The organism is Streptococcus pseudopneumoniae (assembly GCF_001074975.1).
Lineage (GTDB): Bacteria > Bacillota > Bacilli > Lactobacillales > Streptococcaceae > Streptococcus > Streptococcus pseudopneumoniae_D.
This window is the reverse complement of record NZ_JUUO01000009.1, coordinates 18,218-37,886: the sequence shown is the minus strand read 5'-3', so window position 1 is coordinate 37,886 and position 19,669 is coordinate 18,218. Positions and strand designations below refer to the sequence as shown.

At 40.9% G+C, this 19,669-nt stretch carries 20 protein-coding genes; all 20 read left to right on the top strand.

Features of this window, described 5'->3' with window-relative positions; genetic code table 11:
- Window positions 1-137 precede the first annotated feature (137 nt).
- The 20 genes from ADI86_RS00660 to ADI86_RS00565 all read left to right on the top strand — a co-directional run bounded on the left by ADI86_RS00660 (window position 138) and on the right by ADI86_RS00565 (window position 19,669).
- Window positions 138-935 carry a formate/nitrite transporter family protein gene (locus ADI86_RS00660; protein ID WP_049531365.1) on the top strand — a complete coding sequence of 266 codons (798 nt, stop codon included), beginning with the start codon at window positions 138-140 and terminating at the stop codon, window positions 933-935.
- A 301-nt stretch (window positions 936-1,236) separates the two neighbouring features.
- On the top strand, window positions 1,237-2,517 hold the full coding sequence (locus tag ADI86_RS00655; protein WP_049531364.1) for an O-acetylhomoserine aminocarboxypropyltransferase/cysteine synthase family protein: 1,281 nt from the start codon (window positions 1,237-1,239) through the stop codon (window positions 2,515-2,517).
- A 95-nt stretch (window positions 2,518-2,612) separates the two neighbouring features.
- Window positions 2,613-3,887 carry a DUF2130 domain-containing protein gene (locus ADI86_RS00650; protein ID WP_049531363.1) on the top strand — a complete coding sequence of 425 codons (1,275 nt, stop codon included), beginning with the start codon at window positions 2,613-2,615 and terminating at the stop codon, window positions 3,885-3,887.
- Between the two features lie 10 nt (window positions 3,888-3,897).
- Window positions 3,898-4,776, top strand: a complete 879-nt coding sequence (gene truB / locus ADI86_RS00645; RefSeq protein ID WP_049531362.1) for a tRNA pseudouridine(55) synthase TruB — start codon at window positions 3,898-3,900, stop codon at window positions 4,774-4,776.
- A 112-nt stretch (window positions 4,777-4,888) separates the two neighbouring features.
- Entirely contained in the window at window positions 4,889-5,527 is a 639-nt protein-coding gene (gene udk, locus ADI86_RS00640; protein WP_045591120.1) for a uridine kinase, read from the top strand.
- A 127-nt stretch (window positions 5,528-5,654) separates the two neighbouring features.
- Entirely contained in the window at window positions 5,655-6,995 is a 1,341-nt protein-coding gene (xseA, locus tag ADI86_RS00635) for an exodeoxyribonuclease VII large subunit (protein WP_049531361.1), read from the top strand.
- Window positions 6,973-7,185 (top strand): exodeoxyribonuclease VII small subunit, encoded by a 213-nt coding sequence (locus tag ADI86_RS00630; protein WP_000043226.1) that lies wholly within the window; start codon window positions 6,973-6,975, stop codon window positions 7,183-7,185. Before xseA ends, ADI86_RS00630 begins: the two co-directional genes overlap by 23 nt.
- On the top strand, window positions 7,182-8,057 hold the full coding sequence (locus ADI86_RS00625; protein WP_049531360.1) for a polyprenyl synthetase family protein: 876 nt from the start codon (window positions 7,182-7,184) through the stop codon (window positions 8,055-8,057). Before ADI86_RS00630 ends, ADI86_RS00625 begins: the two co-directional genes overlap by 4 nt.
- Entirely contained in the window at window positions 8,050-8,865 is an 816-nt protein-coding gene (locus tag ADI86_RS00620; RefSeq protein ID WP_049531359.1) for a TlyA family RNA methyltransferase, read from the top strand. The genes ADI86_RS00625 and ADI86_RS00620 overlap by 8 nt, the downstream gene beginning before the upstream one ends.
- Window positions 8,858-9,289: an arginine repressor gene (locus tag ADI86_RS00615; protein ID WP_049531358.1), complete on the top strand. Its 432-nt coding sequence runs from the start codon at window positions 8,858-8,860 to the stop codon at window positions 9,287-9,289. The genes ADI86_RS00620 and ADI86_RS00615 overlap by 8 nt, the downstream gene beginning before the upstream one ends.
- A gap of 6 nt (window positions 9,290-9,295) precedes the next feature.
- Window positions 9,296-10,963, top strand: a complete 1,668-nt coding sequence (recN, locus tag ADI86_RS00610; RefSeq protein ID WP_049531357.1) for a DNA repair protein RecN — start codon at window positions 9,296-9,298, stop codon at window positions 10,961-10,963.
- Between the two features lies 1 nt (window position 10,964).
- Entirely contained in the window at window positions 10,965-11,693 is a 729-nt protein-coding gene (locus ADI86_RS00605) for a metallophosphoesterase family protein (protein ID WP_049531356.1), read from the top strand.
- Between the two features lie 78 nt (window positions 11,694-11,771).
- Entirely contained in the window at window positions 11,772-13,595 is a 1,824-nt protein-coding gene (lepA, locus tag ADI86_RS00600) for a translation elongation factor 4 (protein ID WP_001047207.1), read from the top strand.
- A gap of 416 nt (window positions 13,596-14,011) precedes the next feature.
- Window positions 14,012-14,488: a PTS sugar transporter subunit IIA gene (locus ADI86_RS00595; protein ID WP_049531355.1), complete on the top strand. Its 477-nt coding sequence runs from the start codon at window positions 14,012-14,014 to the stop codon at window positions 14,486-14,488.
- A gap of 38 nt (window positions 14,489-14,526) precedes the next feature.
- A complete protein-coding gene (locus tag ADI86_RS00590; RefSeq protein ID WP_000590547.1) occupies window positions 14,527-14,832 on the top strand; it encodes a PTS sugar transporter subunit IIB in 306 nt (101 codons plus the stop codon).
- 46 nt (window positions 14,833-14,878) lie between these two features.
- The gene (locus ADI86_RS00585) at window positions 14,879-16,354 is read left to right on the top strand and encodes a PTS galactitol transporter subunit IIC (RefSeq protein ID WP_049531354.1); all 1,476 of its coding nucleotides are present in this window, start codon (window positions 14,879-14,881) and stop codon (window positions 16,352-16,354) included.
- A 101-nt stretch (window positions 16,355-16,455) separates the two neighbouring features.
- Entirely contained in the window at window positions 16,456-17,352 is an 897-nt protein-coding gene (locus ADI86_RS10830; protein WP_080983137.1) for an aldose 1-epimerase family protein, read from the top strand.
- A gap of 287 nt (window positions 17,353-17,639) precedes the next feature.
- Window positions 17,640-18,065: a galactose-6-phosphate isomerase subunit LacA gene (lacA, locus tag ADI86_RS00575; RefSeq protein ID WP_000029277.1), complete on the top strand. Its 426-nt coding sequence runs from the start codon at window positions 17,640-17,642 to the stop codon at window positions 18,063-18,065.
- A 148-nt stretch (window positions 18,066-18,213) separates the two neighbouring features.
- Window positions 18,214-18,729, top strand: coding sequence for a galactose-6-phosphate isomerase subunit LacB (gene lacB / locus ADI86_RS00570; RefSeq protein WP_001216914.1), 516 nt, complete (start codon window positions 18,214-18,216; stop codon window positions 18,727-18,729).
- A 10-nt stretch (window positions 18,730-18,739) separates the two neighbouring features.
- Window positions 18,740-19,669: a tagatose-6-phosphate kinase gene (locus ADI86_RS00565; protein ID WP_049531353.1), complete on the top strand. Its 930-nt coding sequence runs from the start codon at window positions 18,740-18,742 to the stop codon at window positions 19,667-19,669.

Sequence of the window (19,669 nt, the reverse complement as noted above, 5' to 3'; positions counted from 1 at the left end):
TTAAGGGAAGTCCCCAATATCTTTGAATGTTTAGAGTGCTTTTTTAAAACTAAATGACTATATGAAATACAGAAAACGCTTTCTTAATTCTAAGGTTTATGTTATAATTATCACAAATAAAAGTTTAGGAGTTTATTATGGTTTCTTCAGAATTTATCTCAAAGATTGAATTTGCTTGTAAGAAGAAGGAAAGTCTTTATAGTCAAAGCAAATTTAAGTATGCGATTCGTTCCATGTTCGCAGGTGCGTTTTTAACCTTCAGTACTGCTGCTGGTGCAGTTGGGGCTGACTTGATTAACAAAATTGCACCAGGTAGTGGACGCTTCCTCTTCCCATTTGTCTTTGCTTGGGGATTGGCCTACATTGTTTTCTTGAATGCTGAGTTGGTAACATCAAACATGATGTTCTTGACTGCTGGTAGTTTCTTGAAAAAAATCTCTTGGAGAAAAACAGCTGAGATTTTACTTTACTGTACTTTGTTCAACCTTATCGGGGCTTTGATAGCAGGTTGGGGCTTTGCTCATTCGGCAGCCTATGCACATCTGACTCACGATAGTTTCATCTCAGGTGTTGTTGAAATGAAGTTAGGCCGATCAAATGAATTAGTCTTGCTTGAGGCAATTTTGGCAAATATTTTCGTAAATATTGCGATTCTTTCATTTGTTTTGGTCAAAGATGGTGGTGCCAAGCTTTGGCTTGTTTTGTCAGCGATTTACATGTTTGTATTCTTAACAAATGAGCACATCGCTGCGAACTTTGCTTCTTTCGCGATTGTAAAATTCAGTGTTGCTGCGGATTCAATTGCTAACTTCGGTGTTGGAAATATGCTTCGTCACTGGGGTGTAACCTTTATTGGGAACTTAATTGGTGGTGGTCTCCTGATGGGACTTCCATATGCCTTCCTCAATAAAAACGAAGATACTTATGTAGATTAAGAAAATGAGCACGATTTAGTCGTGCTTTTTTCATTTTTAAAATAATGCTCTTCGAAAATCTCTTCAAACCTCGTCAACGTCGCCTTGCCGTAGGTATATGTTACTGACTTCGTCAGTATTATCCGGCAACCTCAAAGCAGTGCTTTGAGCAGCCTGCGGCTAGTTTCCTAGTTTGCTCTTTGATTTTTATTGAGTATAAGGTAATAGCTATTTCTTATATCAAAATATAGAAAACTGATATTTGTAAACTATACCTTAAGGTGCTACAATATCCTTAATCAAACTATTTGGAGGTCGCCTTATGACTCGTGATTTTAAATTTGAAACTTTGCAACTACATGCTGGTCAAGTTGTGGATCCAGCTACCAAGTCTCGTGCAGTGCCGATTTATCAAACAACATCCTTCGTTTTTGAAGACACGCAAGAAGGTGCTGATCTATTTGCCTTGAGAAAACCAGGGAATATCTATACTCGCATCACCAACCCTACAACATCTGCCTTTGAAGAACGAATCGCTGCTCTTGAAGGTGGTGTTGGAGCTCTTGCAACAGCATCAGGTATGGCTGCAGTGACTTATACGATTTTGGCTCTTGCCCATGCTGGTGACCATGTAGTAGCAGCATCAACTATTTACGGTGGTACCTTCAATCTTTTGAAAGAAACCCTTCCTCGTTATGGTATCACCACAACCTTTGTGGACGTGGATAATTTGGAAGAAGTGGAAGCAGCTATCAAAGAAAATACTAAGCTTGTCTTGATTGAAACCTTGGGTAACCCCTTGATTAACATTCCAGACCTGGAAAAATTGGCAGAGATTGCTCATAAGCATCAGATTCCACTTGTTTCTGACAATACCTTTGCTACACCTTATTTGATTAACGTTTTTTCTCACGGTGTAGATATTGCAATTCACTCAGCGACTAAGTTTATCGGCGGGCATGGTACGACTATTGGTGGAGTGATTGTTGATAGCGGTCGTTTTGACTGGGAAGCTTCAGGGAAATTCCCTCAATTTGTTGATGAAGACCCAAGCTACCACAATTTGAGCTACACACGTGATGTGGGTGCAGCAGCCTTTATTATCGCTGTCCGTGTTCAATTGCTTCGCGATACGGGTGCAGCCTTGTCTCCATTTAATGCCTTCCTCTTGCTCCAAGGACTTGAAACTCTTTCACTTCGTGTGGAACGCCATGTGCAAAATGCTGAGAAAATTGTTGATTTCCTTGTCAATCATCCTAAGGTAGAAAAGGTCAACTATCCAAAACTTGCAGATAGTCCTTATCATGCCTTAGCTGAGAAATATCTTCCAAAAGGTGTGGGTTCAATCTTTACCTTCCATGTTAAAGGTGGGGAGGCAGAAGCACGTAAGGTAATTGATCATTTAGAAATCTTCTCTGACCTAGCAAACGTGGCAGATGCTAAATCGCTAGTTGTCCATCCAGCAACAACCACTCACGGTCAATTGTCTGAAAAAGACCTAGAAGCAGCAGGTATCACACCAAACCAAATTCGCTTGTCAATCGGACTTGAAAATGTAGAAGATTTGATTGAAGACTTGCGCTTGGCCTTGGAAAAAATTTAAAGTAAAAGAAGATAAACAGTGGGTTTCGACTCGCTGTTTTTGATTTTCCCTCAGGCATGATATAATGGTTAAAGAAGTCTAAAAAGAGGAACGTTATGAACGAAATTAAATGCCCCAATTGTGGGGAAGTATTTACAGTAAATGAAAGTCAGTATGCTGAACTTTTATCCCAAGTAAGAACGGCAGAGTTTGATAAGGAACTACACGATCGGATGAAGCAGGAACTGGCTTTGGCTGAGCAAAAGGCCATGAATAAACAACAGACTAAACTAGCTCAAAAAGACCAAGAAATTGCACAATTGCAGAGTCAAATTCAAAACTTTGATACAGAAAAAGAATTGGCCAAGAAAGAAGTTGAACAGACAAGCAATGAGGCTTTATTGGCTAAGGAAAAGGAAGTACAAGCCTTGGAAAACCAACTGGCAACCTTGCGTTTGGAGCATGAAAATCAACTGCAAAAGACCCTTTCTGACCTAGAAAAAGAACGAGATCAGGTTAAAAATCAACTTCTCTTGCAAGAAAAGGAAAATGAACTTTCTCTTGCTTCTGTTAAGCAAAACTACGAAGCTCAACTCAAGGCAGCTAGTGAACAAGTCGAATTTTACAAGAATTTCAAAGCCCAACAATCTACAAAAGCTATCGGGGAAAGTCTGGAACACTATGCAGAGAGTGAGTTTAACAAGGTCCGTAGTTTTGCCTTTCCAAATGCTTACTTTGAGAAGGATAATAAGGTTTCTGCGCGAGGGTCTAAAGGCGACTTTATTTTCCGTGAATGTGATGAAAATGGGGTAGAGATTATCTCCATTATGTTCGAGATGAAAAATGAAGCGGACGGAACAGAGAAGAAGCACAAGAATGCAGATTTTTACAAGGAATTGGACAAGGACCGTCGGGAGAAGAATTGTGAATATGCGGTTTTAGTGACCATGCTTGAGGCTGATAATGACTACTTTAACACTGGGATTGTTGATGTCAGCCACGAGTATGAAAAGATGTATGTAGTTCGTCCTCAATTCTTTATCCAGTTGATTGGGCTCTTGCGAAATGCGGCGCTTAATTCTCTAAAATATAAGCAGGAGTTGGCCTTGGTTCGCGAGCAAAATATCGATATTACACATTTTGAGGAAGATTTGGACGCCTTTAAGCTAGCTTTTGCTAAAAACTATAATTCAGCTTCGACCAACTTCGGTAAAGCTATTGATGAAATCGACAAGGCTATCAAACGCATGGAAGAGGTAAAGAAATTCTTAACCACATCTGAAAATCAACTTCGCCTCGCAAACAATAAACTGGAAGACGTTTCAGTAAAAAAACTAACTCGAAAAAATCCAACAATGAAAGCGAAGTTTGAAGCGCTGAAGGGGGAGTGAAAAAGCAAAAATGAACGGTATTATCAACTTAAAAAAAGAAGCGGGGATGACTTCGCATGATGCGGTTTTTAAACTGCGTAAGATTTTGGGAACCAAGAAGATTGGTCATGGTGGGACTTTAGATCCGGATGTAGTGGGTGTTTTGCCCATTGCAGTTGGCAAGGCGACACGGATGGTCGAGTTTATGCAGGATGAGGGCAAGGTCTATGAGGGGGAAATCACTCTAGGCTATTCCACGACGACTGAGGATGCCAGTGGGGAAGTGGTCTCAGAGACACCTGTTTTGTCACCCTTGGATGAAACCATTGTCGATGAAGCCATTGCTAGCTTGACTGGGCCTATTACACAGATTCCACCTATGTATTCGGCAGTCAAGGTCAATGGTCGCAAGCTCTATGAGTATGCGCGTGCTGGTCAGGAAGTGGAGCGTCCAGAACGTCAGGTGACCATTTATCAATTTGAACGGACAAGTCCGATTTCTTATGAGAGCGAACTTGCACATTTTACTTTTCGTGTGAAATGCAGTAAGGGAACCTATATCCGTACCTTGTCAGTTGATTTGGGAGAGAAGCTTGGTTATGCGGCTCATATGTCATATTTGACACGTACCAGTGCTGCAGGTTTACAACTAGAAGATGCTCTTACCTTGGAAGAAATTGCTGAAAAAGTAGAGTCTGGGCAACGGGACTTTCTCCATCCTCTAGAGATTGGGACAGGAGATTTGGTTAAAGTTTTTCTTACTCCGGAGCAGGCAGAGGAAGTACGCTTTGGTCGTTTTATCGAGCTAGAACAGTCGGATAAGGAATTGGCTGCCTTTGAAGGAGATAAATTGTTAGCCATTCTAGAAAAGCGGAACAATCTCTACAAGCCAAGGAAGGTTTTTAGCTAGTCTAACTGGGTTGTAGGAATTGGAATTGTTTCCCCTAAACTATCCAAACCAGACTATAAATTTTGCTAAAAATGTGATAGAATAGACGACGGATAAAAAAACGGAGGATAGCATGCAAAATAGACCAATCATTATCGGAGTGACAGGTGGTTCTGGTGGTGGTAAGACCAGTGTTTCAAGAGCCATTTTATCGCATTTTCCTGATGAAAAGATTTCCATGATTGAGCACGATTCATACTATAAGGATCAGTCTCACTTGACCTTTGAAGAGCGTGTCAAAACCAACTATGACCATCCTTTTGCCTTTGATACAGACTTGATGATTGAGCAGATTAAGGAATTGTTGGCAGGGCGTCCGGTGGACATCCCGACCTACGACTATACAGAGCATACACGGAGTAGCAAGACTTATCGTCAAGAGCCTCAAGATGTCTTTATCGTTGAGGGGATTTTGGTCTTGGAGGATAAGCGCCTGCGTGATTTGATGGATATCAAGATTTTTGTGGATACGGATGATGACGTGCGCATTATTCGTCGTATCAAGCGTGATATGGAAGAACGTGGCCGTAGCCTTGATAGCGTTATTGACCAGTATTTAGGTGTGGTTAAACCTATGTACCATCAGTTTATCGAACCAACAAAGCGTTACGCTGATATCGTCATTCCTGAGGGAGTCAGCAATACAGTGGCTATCGATCTGTTGACAACCAAGATTTCTAAGATTTTGGAAGAAGCTCGAAACAGCAAATAATCATATGAGGAGGCCTTGCCTCCTTTTTCTATTTTTCCCTCATATTGGTACATAAATGGAGATTTTTAGGCATATTTTTGGTATAATAATACCCATGGAAAAGCAAGAAAATGAATAGTAGGTGAAGATGGAAAAGTATTTATCGGTAACAACTTTGACCAAGTATCTGAAAATGAAATTCGATAAAGACCCATACTTGGAACGGGTCTATTTAACTGGTCAAGTTTCCAACTTTCGTAAACGACCTACTCACCAATATTTCTCCCTGAAAGATGACCATGCAGTTATTCAAGCGACTATTTGGTCTGGGGTTTATCAGAAATTAGGTTTCGACCTAGAAGAAGGAATGAAAATCAATGTGATTGGGCGTGTGCAGGTCTATGAACCAAGTGGTAGCTACTCTATCATCATTGAAAAGGCAGAGCCTGATGGTGTTGGTGCGCTTGCGATTCAGTTTGAACAACTCAAGAAAAAATTGACAGAAGAAGGTCTGTTTCAAGAACGCTTCAAGCAACCTCTGCCCCAATTTTCTAAGAGAATTGGTGTAGTAACCAGTCGCAGTGGAGCTGTTATTCGAGATATTATTACGACTGTCAGCAGACGATTTTCAGGTGTCGACATTCTTCTCTATCCGACTAAGGTTCAAGGTGAAGGGGCTGCGGAGGAAATTGCTCGAAATATTGCGCGTGCTAATGAACGGGACGATTTGGACTTGCTGATTATTGGTCGTGGTGGAGGTTCCATTGAGGATCTCTGGGCCTTTAACGAAGAAATTGTGGTACGAGCTATTTTTGAATCTCGTTTGCCAATTATTTCTAGTGTGGGGCATGAAACGGATGTGACATTGGCAGATTTTGTGGCAGATCGTCGCGCTGCAACGCCAACAGCAGCTGCTGAACTGGCAACACCTGTGACCAAGTTGGATTTATTAGCTCATTTGCAAAATCAGGAAAAACGGATGGCAACAGCAGTCCGAAATGTCCTATCTAGGAAACAAGAAGCCCTAAAAAAATGCAGTCAGTCTGTTATCTTTAGACAGCCAGAGCGTTTGTATGATGGCTATTTGCAACGATTGGACCAACTGCAACTGCGCTTAAAACAAAGTTTGCGTACACGGATTTCTGATAACAAACAGATAGTACAAGCAAGGACGCATCGACTGGTTCAATTATCGCCTGTTACCAAAATCCAACGCTATCAAGACCGACTTGCTCAGTTGGACAAGCTCCTTCGTAGCCAAATGGCGTTGGTTTATGACGCCAAGGTTGCTGAGGTGAAGCGCTTTTCAGAAGCCTTGCTCATGTTGGATACCAGTCGAATCGTGGCGCGTGGCTATGCTATTGTCAAAAAAGAAGAGTCCGTTGTGGATTCGGTTGAGAGTTTGAAGAAAAATGACCAAGTGACGCTTTTGATGCGAGATGGTCAAGTAGAATTAGAGGTTAAAGATGTCAAAACAAAAGAAATTTGAGGAAAATCTAGCAGAACTGGAGACCATTGTCCAAAGTTTGGAAAATGGTGAAATTGCTCTGGAAGATGCGATTGCTGCCTTTCAAAAGGGCATGGTCTTGTCAAAAGAACTCCAAGCGACGCTGGACAAGGCTGAAAAGACCTTGGTCAAGGTCATGCAAGAAGACGGAACAGAAAGTGATTTTGAATGAAGAAGCAAGAAAAATTAGCTCTTGTCGAGTCGGCTTTAGAAAATTTTTATGGAGACCAGCAGTTTGCTTCTAGTTTGCGAGAGTCTGTTCTCTATTCCATTCATGCTGGTGGCAAGCGTATTCGTCCTTTTCTCTTGCTAGAAGTTCTGGAAGCCTTGCAGGTTGCCATTAAACCTGCTCACGCGCAGGTGGCTGCGGCCTTGGAGATGATTCATACAGGTAGCTTGATTCACGATGATCTTCCTGCAATGGATGATGATGATTACCGTCGAGGGCATTTGACAAATCATAAGAAATTCGGTGAAGCTATGGCGATTTTGGCTGGAGATGCCTTGTTCCTAGATCCTTATACCTTGATAGCGCAGGCAGATTTGCCAAGTCAGATCAAGGTAGACTTGATTGCCAACTTATCTCTTGCCTCAGGTAGTCTGGGTATGGTGGCAGGGCAAGTTTTGGACATGGAAGGTGAACGCCAGCACTTATCTTTGGAAGAACTCCAGACTATTCATGCTAATAAGACTGGGAATTTACTAGCCTATCCATTCCAAGCAGCTGCTATCATAGCAGAATTAGCTCCTGAAATCCAAGCAAAACTGAAAACGGTGGGTGAATTGATTGGTCTTGCTTTTCAAGTTCGAGATGATGTACTGGATGTGACAGCTAGTTTTGAGGAAATCGGCAAGACACCACAAAAGGACCTGCAGGCAGAAAAATCAACCTATCCTGCTTTGTTGGGCTTGGAAGAGGCTATTGCCTTTTGTAACCAGACTTTGGATCAAGCTAATGCAAAATTAGAAGAAATTGCCCAGCAGGTTCCCTTTGAGATAGAATCGATTGTAGAAGTAGTAGAAAGTTTGAGAATAAATGGCTAAGGAAAGAGTTGATGTACTAGCTTATAAACAGGGCTTGTTTGAAACACGAGAACAGGCCAAGCGCGGTGTCATGGCTGGTCTAGTCGTAGCAGTTCTTAACGGAGAACGGTTTGACAAACCAGGAGAGAAAATTTCAGATGACACCGAGCTAAAACTCAGGGGGGAGAAACTCAAGTATGTTAGCCGTGGTGGCTTGAAACTGGAGAAGGCCTTACATGTCTTTGATTTATCAGTGGATGGGGCGACCACGATTGATATCGGTGCTTCCACCGGGGGCTTCACAGACGTCATGCTACAAAATGGTGCTGAATTAGTCTTTGCAGTTGATGTCGGTACCAATCAGTTGGCTTGGAAATTACGCCAAGACCCACGAGTTGTCAGCATGGAGCAGTTCAATTTTCGATATGCTGAAAAGACTGATTTTGAGAAGGAGCCGAGCTTTGCCAGTATTGATGTGAGTTTCATTTCCCTCAGTCTGATTTTACCTGCCTTGCACCGTGTGTTGGCTAATCAAGGTCAGGTCGTGGCTCTGGTGAAGCCCCAGTTTGAGGCAGGACGTGAACAGATTGGAAAAAATGGAATCATTCGCGACGCCAAGGTCCATCAGAATGTTCTTGAATCTGTCACAACTATGGCAGTAGAGGAAGGCTTTTCAGTCCTTGGATTGGACTTTTCTCCCATCCAAGGTGGTCATGGAAATATTGAGTTTTTAGCGTATTTGAAAAAAGAAGAGTCAGCAAGTAACCAGGTTCTTGCTGAGATTGAAGAAGTAGTAGAGAGGGCGCATAGTCAATTTAAAAATGAATAAAAAAGAGAGACTTGAAAAAATTAGACGATTTGTGACAGATTATCAAATCGGTACGCAAGAAGAAATCGTAGAACATTTGAAAGAGGCTGGCATCACGGCCACTCAAGCGACGGTATCCCGAGATATCAAAGAACTGGGTATTGTCAAAATTCCTTTGAGAGACAACACCTATGTCTATGAATTGCCAAAATCAATCGTAAAAAGTTTGCAACTGGCTGAAGACAATATCGAATCGGCTCAATTGATGGATAAGATGATCAATCTCCAAGTTATTCCAGGAAATACAGCTTTTGTAAAAGCTCAATTAATTGAGACTTTTGCGGATAAGATTTTTAGCTGTTTAGCTGATGATAGCTCGATTTTAGTCATTGCCAGAAGTGAAAGTCTAGCTGAGGAAATCTTTGAACAAGTAAAAAATTGGTAGGTCTATATGTTACTTGAAATTTCGATAAAAAACTTTGCCATTATTGAGGCTATTTCCCTCAATTTTGAGAAGGGAATGACTGTCCTGACTGGTGAAACGGGTGCAGGGAAGTCGATTATCATTGATGCCATGAATATGATGTTGGGAGCTCGTGCTACGACAGATGTTATTCGTCATGGTGCGCCAAAGGCAGAGATTGAGGGGCTTTTCTCCGTTGAGAATAGTCGCCTTTTGCAGGAAATTTTTGATGAGCAAGGTTTGGAAATGGGTGATGAAATTATTATCCGTCGGGAAATCTTGCAAAATGGTCGGAGTATCAGCCGTGTGAATGGCCAGATGGTCAATCTGTCTGTTTTGCGTGCTATTGGGCAACATCTGGTGGATATACATGGTCAGCATGATCAAGAAGAGTTAATGCGTCCTCAACTGCATATCCAGATGTTGGATGAATTCGGTGACGCCGCTTTTTGGGACTTGAAAGAAACCTATCAAACGAGTTTTGATGCCTACCGTAAAATGCGCAAGCAGGTTCTGGAAGTCAAAAAAAACCAACAGGAACATAAGGCACGTATCGAAATGTTGGAATTTCAAATGGCAGAGATTGAGGCGGCAAACTTGCAAGCAGGTGAAGATTTGACTCTCAACCAAGAACGAGATAAACTTCTCAATCATAAAAATATTGCGGATACGCTGACCAATGCTTATAGTATGTTGGACAATGAAGACTTTTCAAGTCTAGCAAATGTTCGTTCAGCCATGAATGACATGGAAAGTGTCGAAGAGTATGACCCTGAATACCGTGAAATTTCAAGTTCTCTGTCTGAGACCTACTATGTCTTAGAAGATATTAGCAAACGTTTGGAAGCTATCATTGAGAACCTTGATTTTGACGGCAATCGTCTCATGCAGGTTGAGAATCGTTTGGATCTCCTTCATACTATTACTCGTAAGTATGGTGGGACTGTAGACGATGTCTTGCTTTATTTTGCCAAAATTACGGAAGAATACAATCTCTTGACAGGCAACAACCTTTCTTCTGAAGACATGGAAGCAGAGCTTAAAAAATTGGAAGTCAATCTTGTTGATTTGGCTGGTCAGCTTGCATCTGCTCGTCATGACTTGGCCCAACAATTGGAAACTGAGATTAAACAAGAACTGCAAGACCTCTATATGGAAAAAGCCCAGTTTCAGGTTCGTTTTAGCAAGGGCAAATTCAGTCGTGAGGGAAATGAAATGGTCGAGTTTTATATTTCAACCAACCCTGGCGAAGACTTTAAACCCTTGGTTAAGGTTGCGTCTGGCGGGGAATTATCCCGTCTCATGCTAGCCATTAAGTCTGCCTTTTCGCGTAAAGAAGGCAAGACCAGCATTGTCTTTGATGAGGTGGATACAGGAGTTTCAGGTCGTGTAGCTCAAGCTATTGCACAGAAGATTCACAAGATTGGCCAACATGGTCAGGTTCTGGCTATTTCCCATTTGCCACAAGTGATTGCGATTGCGGATTATCAATTCTTTATTGAGAAGATTAGCAGTGACCATTCAACAGTTTCGACTGTTCGTCTCTTGACGGTTGAAGAGCGAGTGGAGGAAGTTGCCAAGATGTTGGCAGGTGATGATGTGACAGAAGCAGCTCTGACGCAAGCCAGAGAATTGTTGAGAAACAGGGAGAAATAAGATGACAGACTATTATGTTATTGGAGATGTTCATGGAAAAGCTGGAATGCTGGAAGACCTTCTCAAAACCTGGGATGGTCAGACTCAGTTGCTCTTTCTAGGGGATTTGATTGACCGTGGTGAAGATAGTCGCCGTGTTCTAGAAATGGTTAAGGACTTGGTGGACAATCAAGGGGCTATCTGTTTGTCTGGAAATCATGAGTATATGTTTTTGACTTGGCTTGATGATCCAGAAGAAAGCTATGACCACTATCGTCGCAATGGTGGAGATACAACCATTAACTCTATCCTAGGTCGTCCCTTGGATGCCCCAGTTGACGGAGTAGAAGATGCCAAGCGTGTTGCCACTGAAGCAGCAGATTTGGTAGAATTTATTCGTCAAATGCCTTTTGTGATAGAGACAGACAAGTATATCTTTGTTCACGCTGGTATTGATTTGACTTTGGATGATTGGCATGAAACCACAGATTATAAAAAAGTCTGGCTTAGAAAACCATTCCACGAAGCTGAAAATTATACTGGAAAAATCATTGTCTTCGGTCATACACCGGTCTATGGTTTGTTAAAGCAAGAACGCGGTACAGCTGAGCTTTGGATGACGGAAGATGGCAAGATTGGAATGGACGGAGGAGCTGTCTATGGTGGTGTCCTTCATGGGATTGTCTTTACAGACCAAGGAATGACAGAACACCACTTTATCGAGAATGACGGCTTTGTCGCTGAAGATTAGTACTCCTAGCAGGGTATGGTCTTGTCAAAATGTCAAAAACAATTTATAATAAATAGATACCCTGAAAGGAAGAGAATCATGAACTTAGAAGAACTGAAAAAACGACAGGAGAAGATCCGTAACTTCTCTATTATCGCCCATATTGACCACGGGAAATCAACTCTAGCAGACCGCATTTTGGAAAAGACAGAGACAGTTTCAAGTCGTGAAATGCAGGCCCAGCTTTTGGATAGCATGGATTTAGAACGGGAACGTGGGATTACCATTAAACTCAATGCCATCGAGCTCAATTATACTGCAAAAGATGGGGAAACTTATATTTTCCACTTGATTGACACGCCGGGGCACGTTGATTTTACCTATGAAGTTTCACGTTCGCTAGCTGCCTGTGAGGGTGCTATTTTGGTGGTCGATGCCGCTCAAGGGATTGAGGCTCAAACCCTTGCCAACGTTTATCTAGCCTTGGACAATGATTTGGAAATCATGCCAGTCATTAACAAGATTGACCTGCCAGCAGCAGACCCTGAGCGCGTGCGTACAGAGATTGAAGATGTCATTGGTTTGGATGCCAGTGAAGCAGTTTTGGCTTCTGCCAAGGCTGGAATCGGTATTGAAGAAATTCTCGAGCAAATCGTGGAAAAAGTGCCAGCACCAACAGGTGATGTGACGGCACCACTTAAGGCCTTGATTTTCGACTCGGTTTACGATGCTTACCGTGGGGTTATCCTCCAAGTTCGTGTCATGGATGGAGTGGTCAAACCTGGCGATAAGATTCAGCTTATGAGCAATGGCAAGACCTTTGATGTGACGGAAGTTGGTATTTTCACGCCGAAAGCAGTTGGTCGTGATTTTCTTGCGACTGGTGACGTTGGTTATATTGCGGCTTCTATTAAGACGGTTCAGGACACTCGTGTGGGTGATACCGTTACCTTAGCAACCAATCCTGCAGCAGAGCCATTACATGGTTACAAGCAGATGAATCCTATGGTCTTTGCGGGTCTCTACCCAATCGAATCAAACAAGTACAATGACCTGCGTGAAGCCCTTGAAAAATTGCAATTGAATGATGCTAGTCTTCAGTTTGAACCAGAAACATCTCAGGCACTTGGATTTGGTTTCCGTTGTGGTTTCCTTGGCCTTCTCCATATGGATGTTATCCAAGAACGTTTGGAACGTGAGTTCAACATCGACCTCATCATGACAGCTCCGTCTGTTATTTATAAGGTTAATTTGACCGACGGTGAGTCTATGGATGTGTCTAACCCATCTGAGTTTCCAGATCCAACTAAGATTGCGACCATTGAAGAGCCTTATGTTAAGGCGCAAATCATGGTACCGCAAGAGTTTGTTGGTGCAGTGATGGAGCTAGCTCAGCGCAAGCGTGGGGACTTTGTGACGATGGACTATATTGATGACAATCGTGTCAATGTTATCTATCAAATTCCACTTGCTGAAATAGTCTTTGACTTCTTTGACAAGCTCAAGTCATCTACTCGTGGTTATGCAAGCTTTGACTATGAATTGTCAGAGTACCGCCCATCTAAGCTGGTGAAAATGGATATCCTTCTCAATGGAGACAAGGTGGATGCCCTCAGCTTTATCGTTCACAAGGACTTTGCCTACGAACGTGGAAAACTCATCGTTGATAAGCTCAAGAAAATTATTCCTCGTCAACAATTTGAAGTGCCAATCCAAGCAGCTATTGGACATAAGATTGTGGCTCGTACAGATATCAAGGCTCTTCGTAAAAACGTACTTGCCAAGTGTTATGGTGGAGACGTTTCTCGTAAGCGTAAACTGCTTGAAAAACAAAAAGCTGGTAAGAAGCGCATGAAAGCTATCGGATCAGTAGAAGTCCCACAAGAAGCCTTCCTTAGTGTCTTGAGTATGGATGAAGAATAATACTCTTCGAAAATCTCTTCAAACTACGTCAGCGTTGCCTTGCCGTAGATATATGTAACTGACTTCGTCAGTCTTATTTACAACCTCAAAACTGTGTCTTGAGCAACCTGCGGCTAGCTTCCTAGTTTTTGCTCTTTGATTTTCATTGAGTATAAGCTGTCATAATTGTTTTTCCTTGTTCACAGGAAATTTGTATAAGAATCAATAGTAAAGCAGACTAAAATGGTCTGCTTTTTTAATTTCTAGAACAGAAAAAATGTTTGGAGTGTTTGTTTGTGTGTTTGTTTTTATGTAACAAACTATAAAAGAAACAAAAATATAAAAAAAGAGACAAAAAACAACAGAAAATTATTGACAACGATTTCATATAGTGTTATACTTATAGCATAAAGTTAATGGAAAGAAGGGAAAACCTTATGGGATTAGATCATTTCTTTGACAAAAACCTTGTGTTTTGCTTAGAAGCGGATAATCAAGAACATCTCTTTGATCAGGTTGCAACTCTATTGGAGGAACGAGAAATCGTAACTCCAACTTATCGTGAAGCCTTGATCACGCGTGAAAAGTCATTTCCAACTGGCTTAGATATGGAATTTTTAGGTAAGGATTTGCCGAATGTGGCTATTCCTCACACAGATATTGTTCACAATCTAGCTGAGAAAGTTGTAGTCGTAAGACTGGAAAAACCAGTGACTTTCCACAATATGATTGCGCCAGATAAGGAAGTAGAAGTATCCTTGCTCTTCTTTATTATTAATAACTCAAGCTCAAGTCAAACTAACATTCTTGCTCAGTTGATGGACTTCTTTACTGGAAATGGTCATCTTGAAGACCTATCAAAAATTTCAGAACCTGAAGCCCTCTATGCTTATATCGCTGAAGTAACTGCATAATCTTGTCTATTAAAAATATTAAATCGGAGGAAATCCATATGATTAAAATTCTTGCTGCCTGCGGTGCAGGTGTTAACTCAAGCCACCAAATTAAAAGTGCTCTTGAAGAAGAACTTTCAAACCGCGGTTTTGATGTTCACTGTGATGCAGTTATGGTCAAAGACGTTAACGAAGACCTTATCAAAGGCTATGATATCTTCACACCAATTGCTGCGACAGATCTTGGTTTTGACCCAGGTATTCCAGTTATCGAAGCTGGACCAATCTTATTCCGTATCCCAGCTATGAGTGCTCCAGTATTTGATAATATTGAAGCAGCTATCAAAGAACATGGATTAAGCTAATTTTAATTTGTTAACATTCATATAACATAAAAAGGGAGGAAATGTTATGGATTCAATCTTTGGTCTAATCAAAGACTTTTTCACACCCATCTTAGATATGGGTGGACCTGTCATCATGTTAATCATTTTGACAGTATTGGCTTTACTTTTTGGAGTGAAATTCTCCAAAGCGCTTGAAGGTGGTATCAAACTAGCCATCGCTCTTACAGGTATCGGTGCCATCATCGGTATGCTAAATGGTGCTTTCTCAGCATCACTTGCAAAATTCGTTGAAAACACTGGTATCCAATTGAGTATTACTGACGTTGGATGGGCACCACTTGCAACAATCACTTGGGGATCTGCTTGGACACTTTACTTCTTGCTTATCATGTTGATTGTCAACGTAGTAATGCTTGCTATGAAGAAAACTGATACACTTGACGTTGATATCTTTGATATCTGGCACTTGTCTATCACAGGTCTTTTGATTAAATGGTATGCAGACAACAATGGTGTGAGCCAAGGGGTTTCACTATTGATTGCTACAGCAGCTATCGTACTTGTTGGTGTGTTGAAAATTATCAACTCTGACTTGATGAAACCTACATTTGATGACCTTCTTAACGCTCCAAGTTCATCACCAATGACATCAACTCACATGAACTACATGATGAACCCAGTTATCATGGTTTTGGATAAGATTTTTGAAAAATTCTTCCCAGGTCTTGATAAATATGACTTTGACGCTGCTAAATTGAACAAGAAAATCGGTTTCTGGGGTTCTAAATTCTTTATCGGTTTCATCCTTGGTATTGTTATCGGTATTATGGGAACTCCACATCCAATTGAAGGTGTTGCAGATGCAGATAAATGGCGTCTTGTTATCAAAGGATGGTTGTCTCTTGGTTTGACTGCCGGTGTATCTTTGGAACTCTTCTCACTTATCGGTTCATGGTTCATCGCAGCCGTAGAACCACTTTCACAAGGTATTACAAACGTTGCTACTAAACGTTTGGAAGGACGTAAGTTTAATATCGGTCTTGACTGGCCATTCATCGCTGGTCGTGCTGAAATCTGGGCTTGTGCCAACGTACTTGCACCAATCATGTTGATCGAAGCTGTGCTTCTTTCAAAAGTCGGAAATGGTATCTTGCCACTTGCAGGTATCATTGCTATGGGTGTTACCCCAGCTCTTTTGGTTGTAACTCGTGGTAAATTGCTCCGTATGATTATTTTCGGAACACTCTTGTTGCCACTCTTCCTTCTTTCAGGTACACTTATCGCACCATTTGCAACAGAACTTGCTAAAGGTGTAGGTGCCTTCCCAGAAGGTGTGAGCCAAACTCAATTGATTACTCACTCAACTCTTGAAGGACCAATCGAAAAACTTCTTGGTTGGACAATTGGTAACACTACAACAGGTGATATCAAAGCAATCCTTGGTGCTGTAGTCTTCCTTGTATTCTATATCGGTATCTTTGCTTGGTACAGAAAACAAATGATCAAACGTAACGAAGAGTACGCAGCGAAAGCAAAATAACGCGCTCCTATAAAATGTAAATTGTTAAAGCTAGGTTGTCATTTTCCTGATAGGAGTGACAGCCTAGTTTTTTATAAACTATCAAGAAATCGGAGAAAATAATGGTAATTGAATTAAAATCAGAACAATTAAGAGTTCAATTTAACAGTTTTGGTGGGTCTCTTTCTTCTATAAAAGATGCTGAGGGACTTGAGTATTTGTGGCAAGGGGATGCTACTTATTGGAGTGGGCAAGCTCCTGTTCTCTTCCCCATTTGTGGTTCATTGAGAGAGGATACAGCCCTCTATATAGATGAGAAGGGACAAGAAAGCAAAGGAAACATTCCTCGTCATGGTTTGGTTCGTAAGAAAGAATTTGAATTAGTTGAACAGACAGACAAGAGTGTAACTTTTGCAATTGAAGATGATGAGAATAGCTATCAAAACTATCCTTATCATTTCCGCCTAGAGATCACTTATAGTCTTTCTGGAAAGACAGTACGAACTCAATACAAGATTTTCAATAAAGAAACTAGCAAGGTCATGCCTTACTTTATTGGTGGGCATCCAGGCTTTAATTGTCCTCTACTGGATGATGAAGTCTATGAAGATTACTACTTAGAGTTTGAGAAAGAAGAGACTTGCTCTGTTCCACGTCCTTTCCCAGAAACTGGTATGCTTGATTTTCAAGATAGAAGTCCATGGTTGGAGGGGCAAAAAGAAATAGATCTTAGTTATGATCTTTTCAGCACGGATGCAGTTACCTTAGATGAATTGCAATCCAGAACAATTGCCCTTCGTTCTCGTAAACATGATAAGGGATTGAAAGTGCACTTTGCAGAATTCTCAAATCTCATTATCTGGTCAACTTTGAATAAGGGACCTTTCATTGCCTTTGAACCATGGTCTGGCTTGTCAACATCCCTTGAAGAAGGAAATCATCTAGAAGATAAGAAGAATGTTCGTCTCCTAGAACCTGGTCAAGTGGATCAAATTGGTTTTGATATCGAAATTCTTTAGTTAAAAAAACACAAAAACAAACATCAACTGTTGACTTTTTCAGAAAATAGGAGTATATTATGTTTGTAAACAACAAATGATGTTTGCAACAAACAAACAATCACTTGTTATATTCTCTTTCGTGGAGAAAGATTATTTCTAGGAAACTGGTTTCCTAAACTTGAATAAGGTGTGTAATTCATCTCATTCAATCCAATTTGTCAATAAACTGCTAGAAAGCTTTTGTAGGTAAACTGCCAACTGTAAAAGATTTTACTAGCCTAGAAAAATAAAAAGGAGTATACAATATGTCTATTGTTATCGGTGCAGATGCTGCAGGTTTGAGATTGAAAGAAGTTGTGAAAGACTTCTTGGAAAAAGAAAACTTCCATGTTGTGGATGTTACAGCTGAAGGTCAAGACTTTGTTGATGTGACTCTTGCTGTTGCTGCAGAAGTAAACAAAGAAGAACAAAACCTTGGTATTGTGATTGATGCTTATGGAGCTGGTCCATTTATGGTCGCAACTAAGATCAAAGGAATGGTTGCTGCAGAAGTATCTGACGAACGTTCAGCTTATATGACTCGTGGCCACAACAACTCACGTATGATCACTATGGGTGCACAACTTGTTGGTGATGAATTGGCTAAAAATATCGCTAAAGGATTTGTTAACGGTAAATACGATGGTGGACGTCACCAAATTAGGGTCGACATGTTGAACAAAATGTGCTAATACTCTTCAAAAATCAAGATAATCTGTCGTCAGCTCACTTTAGCTAACCTCAGTTATGCTTGCAGCTCGCTTCCTAAGCTAATCTTGATTTTTCTTGAGTAGGGATAAATGATATTAGATTTATATAATTAATCGGAGGGAATAACTAATGAGAATTGCAATTGGATGTGACCACATCGTAACAGATGAAAAAATGGCGGTTTCAGAATTTTTGAAATCAAAAGGATATGAAGTCATTGACTTTGGTACATATGACCATACACGTACTCACTACCCAATCTTTGGTAAAAAAGTAGGGGAAGCTGTAACTAGCGGTCAAGCTGATCTTGGAGTATGTATCTGTGGTACTGGTGTTGGTATCAACAATGCTGTAAATAAAGTTCCTGGTGTTCGTTCTGCCTTGGTTCGTGATATGACAACAGCTCTTTATGCTAAAGAACAATTGAACGCCAACGTTATTGGTTTTGGTGGTAAGATTACTGGTGAATTGCTCATGTGTGATATCATCGAAGCTTTCATCCATGCTGAATACAAACCATCTGAAGAAAACAAAAAATTGATTGCGAAAATTGAACACGTTGAAAGTCATAATGATCGACAAACAGACGCAAACTTCTTCACTGAATTCCTTGAAAAATGGGATCGCGGAGAATACCACGACTAAGAGGTAACCTATGATTTTAACAGTCACAATGAACCCATCCATTGATATTTCCTATCCCTTGGATGAGTTGAAGATTGATACTGTCAATCGTGTGGTGGATGTAACCAAAACGGCTGGTGGTAAGGGACTCAATGTTACTCGCGTACTTTCAGAATTTGGTGATTCTGTTTTTGCTACTGGTTTAGTGGGTGGCAAACTTGGTGAGTTTTTGGTTGAACATATCGATGATCAAGTAAAGAAAGATTTCTTCTCAATTCAGGGAGAAACTCGTAACTGTATTGCCATTCTCCACGGTGACAACCAAACAGAAGTTCTTGAAAAAGGTCCTGTAGTATTGGAACAAGAAGGTCAAGACTTTTTGGAACATTTCAAAAATCTTCTGGAGTCAGTTGAAGTAGTAGCTATCTCAGGTAGTTTACCAGCTGGCCTTCCAGTTGATTACTATGCGAGCTTGGTAGAACTTGCTAATCAAGCTGGCAAGCCTGTTGTTTTGGACTGCTCTGGTGCAGCACTTCAGGCAGTTCTTGAATCACCACATAAACCAACAGTTATCAAACCAAATAATGAGGAATTATCTCAGCTTCTAGGAAGAGAAGTTTCTGAGGATTTGGATGAATTAAAAGAAGTACTTCAAGAACCTTTGTTTGCAGGTATTGAATGGCTTATCGTTTCACTTGGTGCTAATGGTGCCTTTGCCAAACATGGGGACACTTTTTACAAGGTAGATATTCCTAGAATCCAGGTAGTCAACCCTGTCGGATCTGGAGATTCTACTGTGGCAGGAATTTCTTCAGGACTACTTCATAAAGAATCGGATGCGGAACTACTCATCAAGGCTAATGTCCTTGGTATGCTCAATGCTCAAGAAAAAATGACTGGCCATGTCAACATGGCTAACTATCAAGCTCTATATGATCAATTAATAGTAAAAGAGGTATAA

What these genes read in the sequence shown, in the direction of transcription:
- ADI86_RS00660 (WP_049531365.1), top strand. Translation starts at nt 138, where the DNA reads ATGGTTTCTTCAGAATTTATCTCAAAGATTGAATTTGCTTGTAAGAAG.
- ADI86_RS00655 (WP_049531364.1), top strand. Translation starts at nt 1,237, where the DNA reads ATGACTCGTGATTTTAAATTTGAAACTTTGCAACTACATGCTGGTCAA.
- ADI86_RS00650 (WP_049531363.1), top strand. Translation starts at nt 2,613, where the DNA reads ATGAACGAAATTAAATGCCCCAATTGTGGGGAAGTATTTACAGTAAAT.
- truB (WP_049531362.1), top strand. Translation starts at nt 3,898, where the DNA reads ATGAACGGTATTATCAACTTAAAAAAAGAAGCGGGGATGACTTCGCAT.
- udk (WP_045591120.1), top strand. Translation starts at nt 4,889, where the DNA reads ATGCAAAATAGACCAATCATTATCGGAGTGACAGGTGGTTCTGGTGGT.
- xseA (WP_049531361.1), top strand. Translation starts at nt 5,655, where the DNA reads ATGGAAAAGTATTTATCGGTAACAACTTTGACCAAGTATCTGAAAATG.
- ADI86_RS00630 (WP_000043226.1), top strand. Translation starts at nt 6,973, where the DNA reads ATGTCAAAACAAAAGAAATTTGAGGAAAATCTAGCAGAACTGGAGACC.
- ADI86_RS00625 (WP_049531360.1), top strand. Translation starts at nt 7,182, where the DNA reads ATGAAGAAGCAAGAAAAATTAGCTCTTGTCGAGTCGGCTTTAGAAAAT.
- ADI86_RS00620 (WP_049531359.1), top strand. Translation starts at nt 8,050, where the DNA reads ATGGCTAAGGAAAGAGTTGATGTACTAGCTTATAAACAGGGCTTGTTT.
- ADI86_RS00615 (WP_049531358.1), top strand. Translation starts at nt 8,858, where the DNA reads ATGAATAAAAAAGAGAGACTTGAAAAAATTAGACGATTTGTGACAGAT.
- recN (WP_049531357.1), top strand. Translation starts at nt 9,296, where the DNA reads ATGTTACTTGAAATTTCGATAAAAAACTTTGCCATTATTGAGGCTATT.
- ADI86_RS00605 (WP_049531356.1), top strand. Translation starts at nt 10,965, where the DNA reads ATGACAGACTATTATGTTATTGGAGATGTTCATGGAAAAGCTGGAATG.
- lepA (WP_001047207.1), top strand. Translation starts at nt 11,772, where the DNA reads ATGAACTTAGAAGAACTGAAAAAACGACAGGAGAAGATCCGTAACTTC.
- ADI86_RS00595 (WP_049531355.1), top strand. Translation starts at nt 14,012, where the DNA reads ATGGGATTAGATCATTTCTTTGACAAAAACCTTGTGTTTTGCTTAGAA.
- ADI86_RS00590 (WP_000590547.1), top strand. Translation starts at nt 14,527, where the DNA reads ATGATTAAAATTCTTGCTGCCTGCGGTGCAGGTGTTAACTCAAGCCAC.
- ADI86_RS00585 (WP_049531354.1), top strand. Translation starts at nt 14,879, where the DNA reads ATGGATTCAATCTTTGGTCTAATCAAAGACTTTTTCACACCCATCTTA.
- ADI86_RS10830 (WP_080983137.1), top strand. Translation starts at nt 16,456, where the DNA reads ATGGTAATTGAATTAAAATCAGAACAATTAAGAGTTCAATTTAACAGT.
- lacA (WP_000029277.1), top strand. Translation starts at nt 17,640, where the DNA reads ATGTCTATTGTTATCGGTGCAGATGCTGCAGGTTTGAGATTGAAAGAA.
- lacB (WP_001216914.1), top strand. Translation starts at nt 18,214, where the DNA reads ATGAGAATTGCAATTGGATGTGACCACATCGTAACAGATGAAAAAATG.
- ADI86_RS00565 (WP_049531353.1), top strand. Translation starts at nt 18,740, where the DNA reads ATGATTTTAACAGTCACAATGAACCCATCCATTGATATTTCCTATCCC.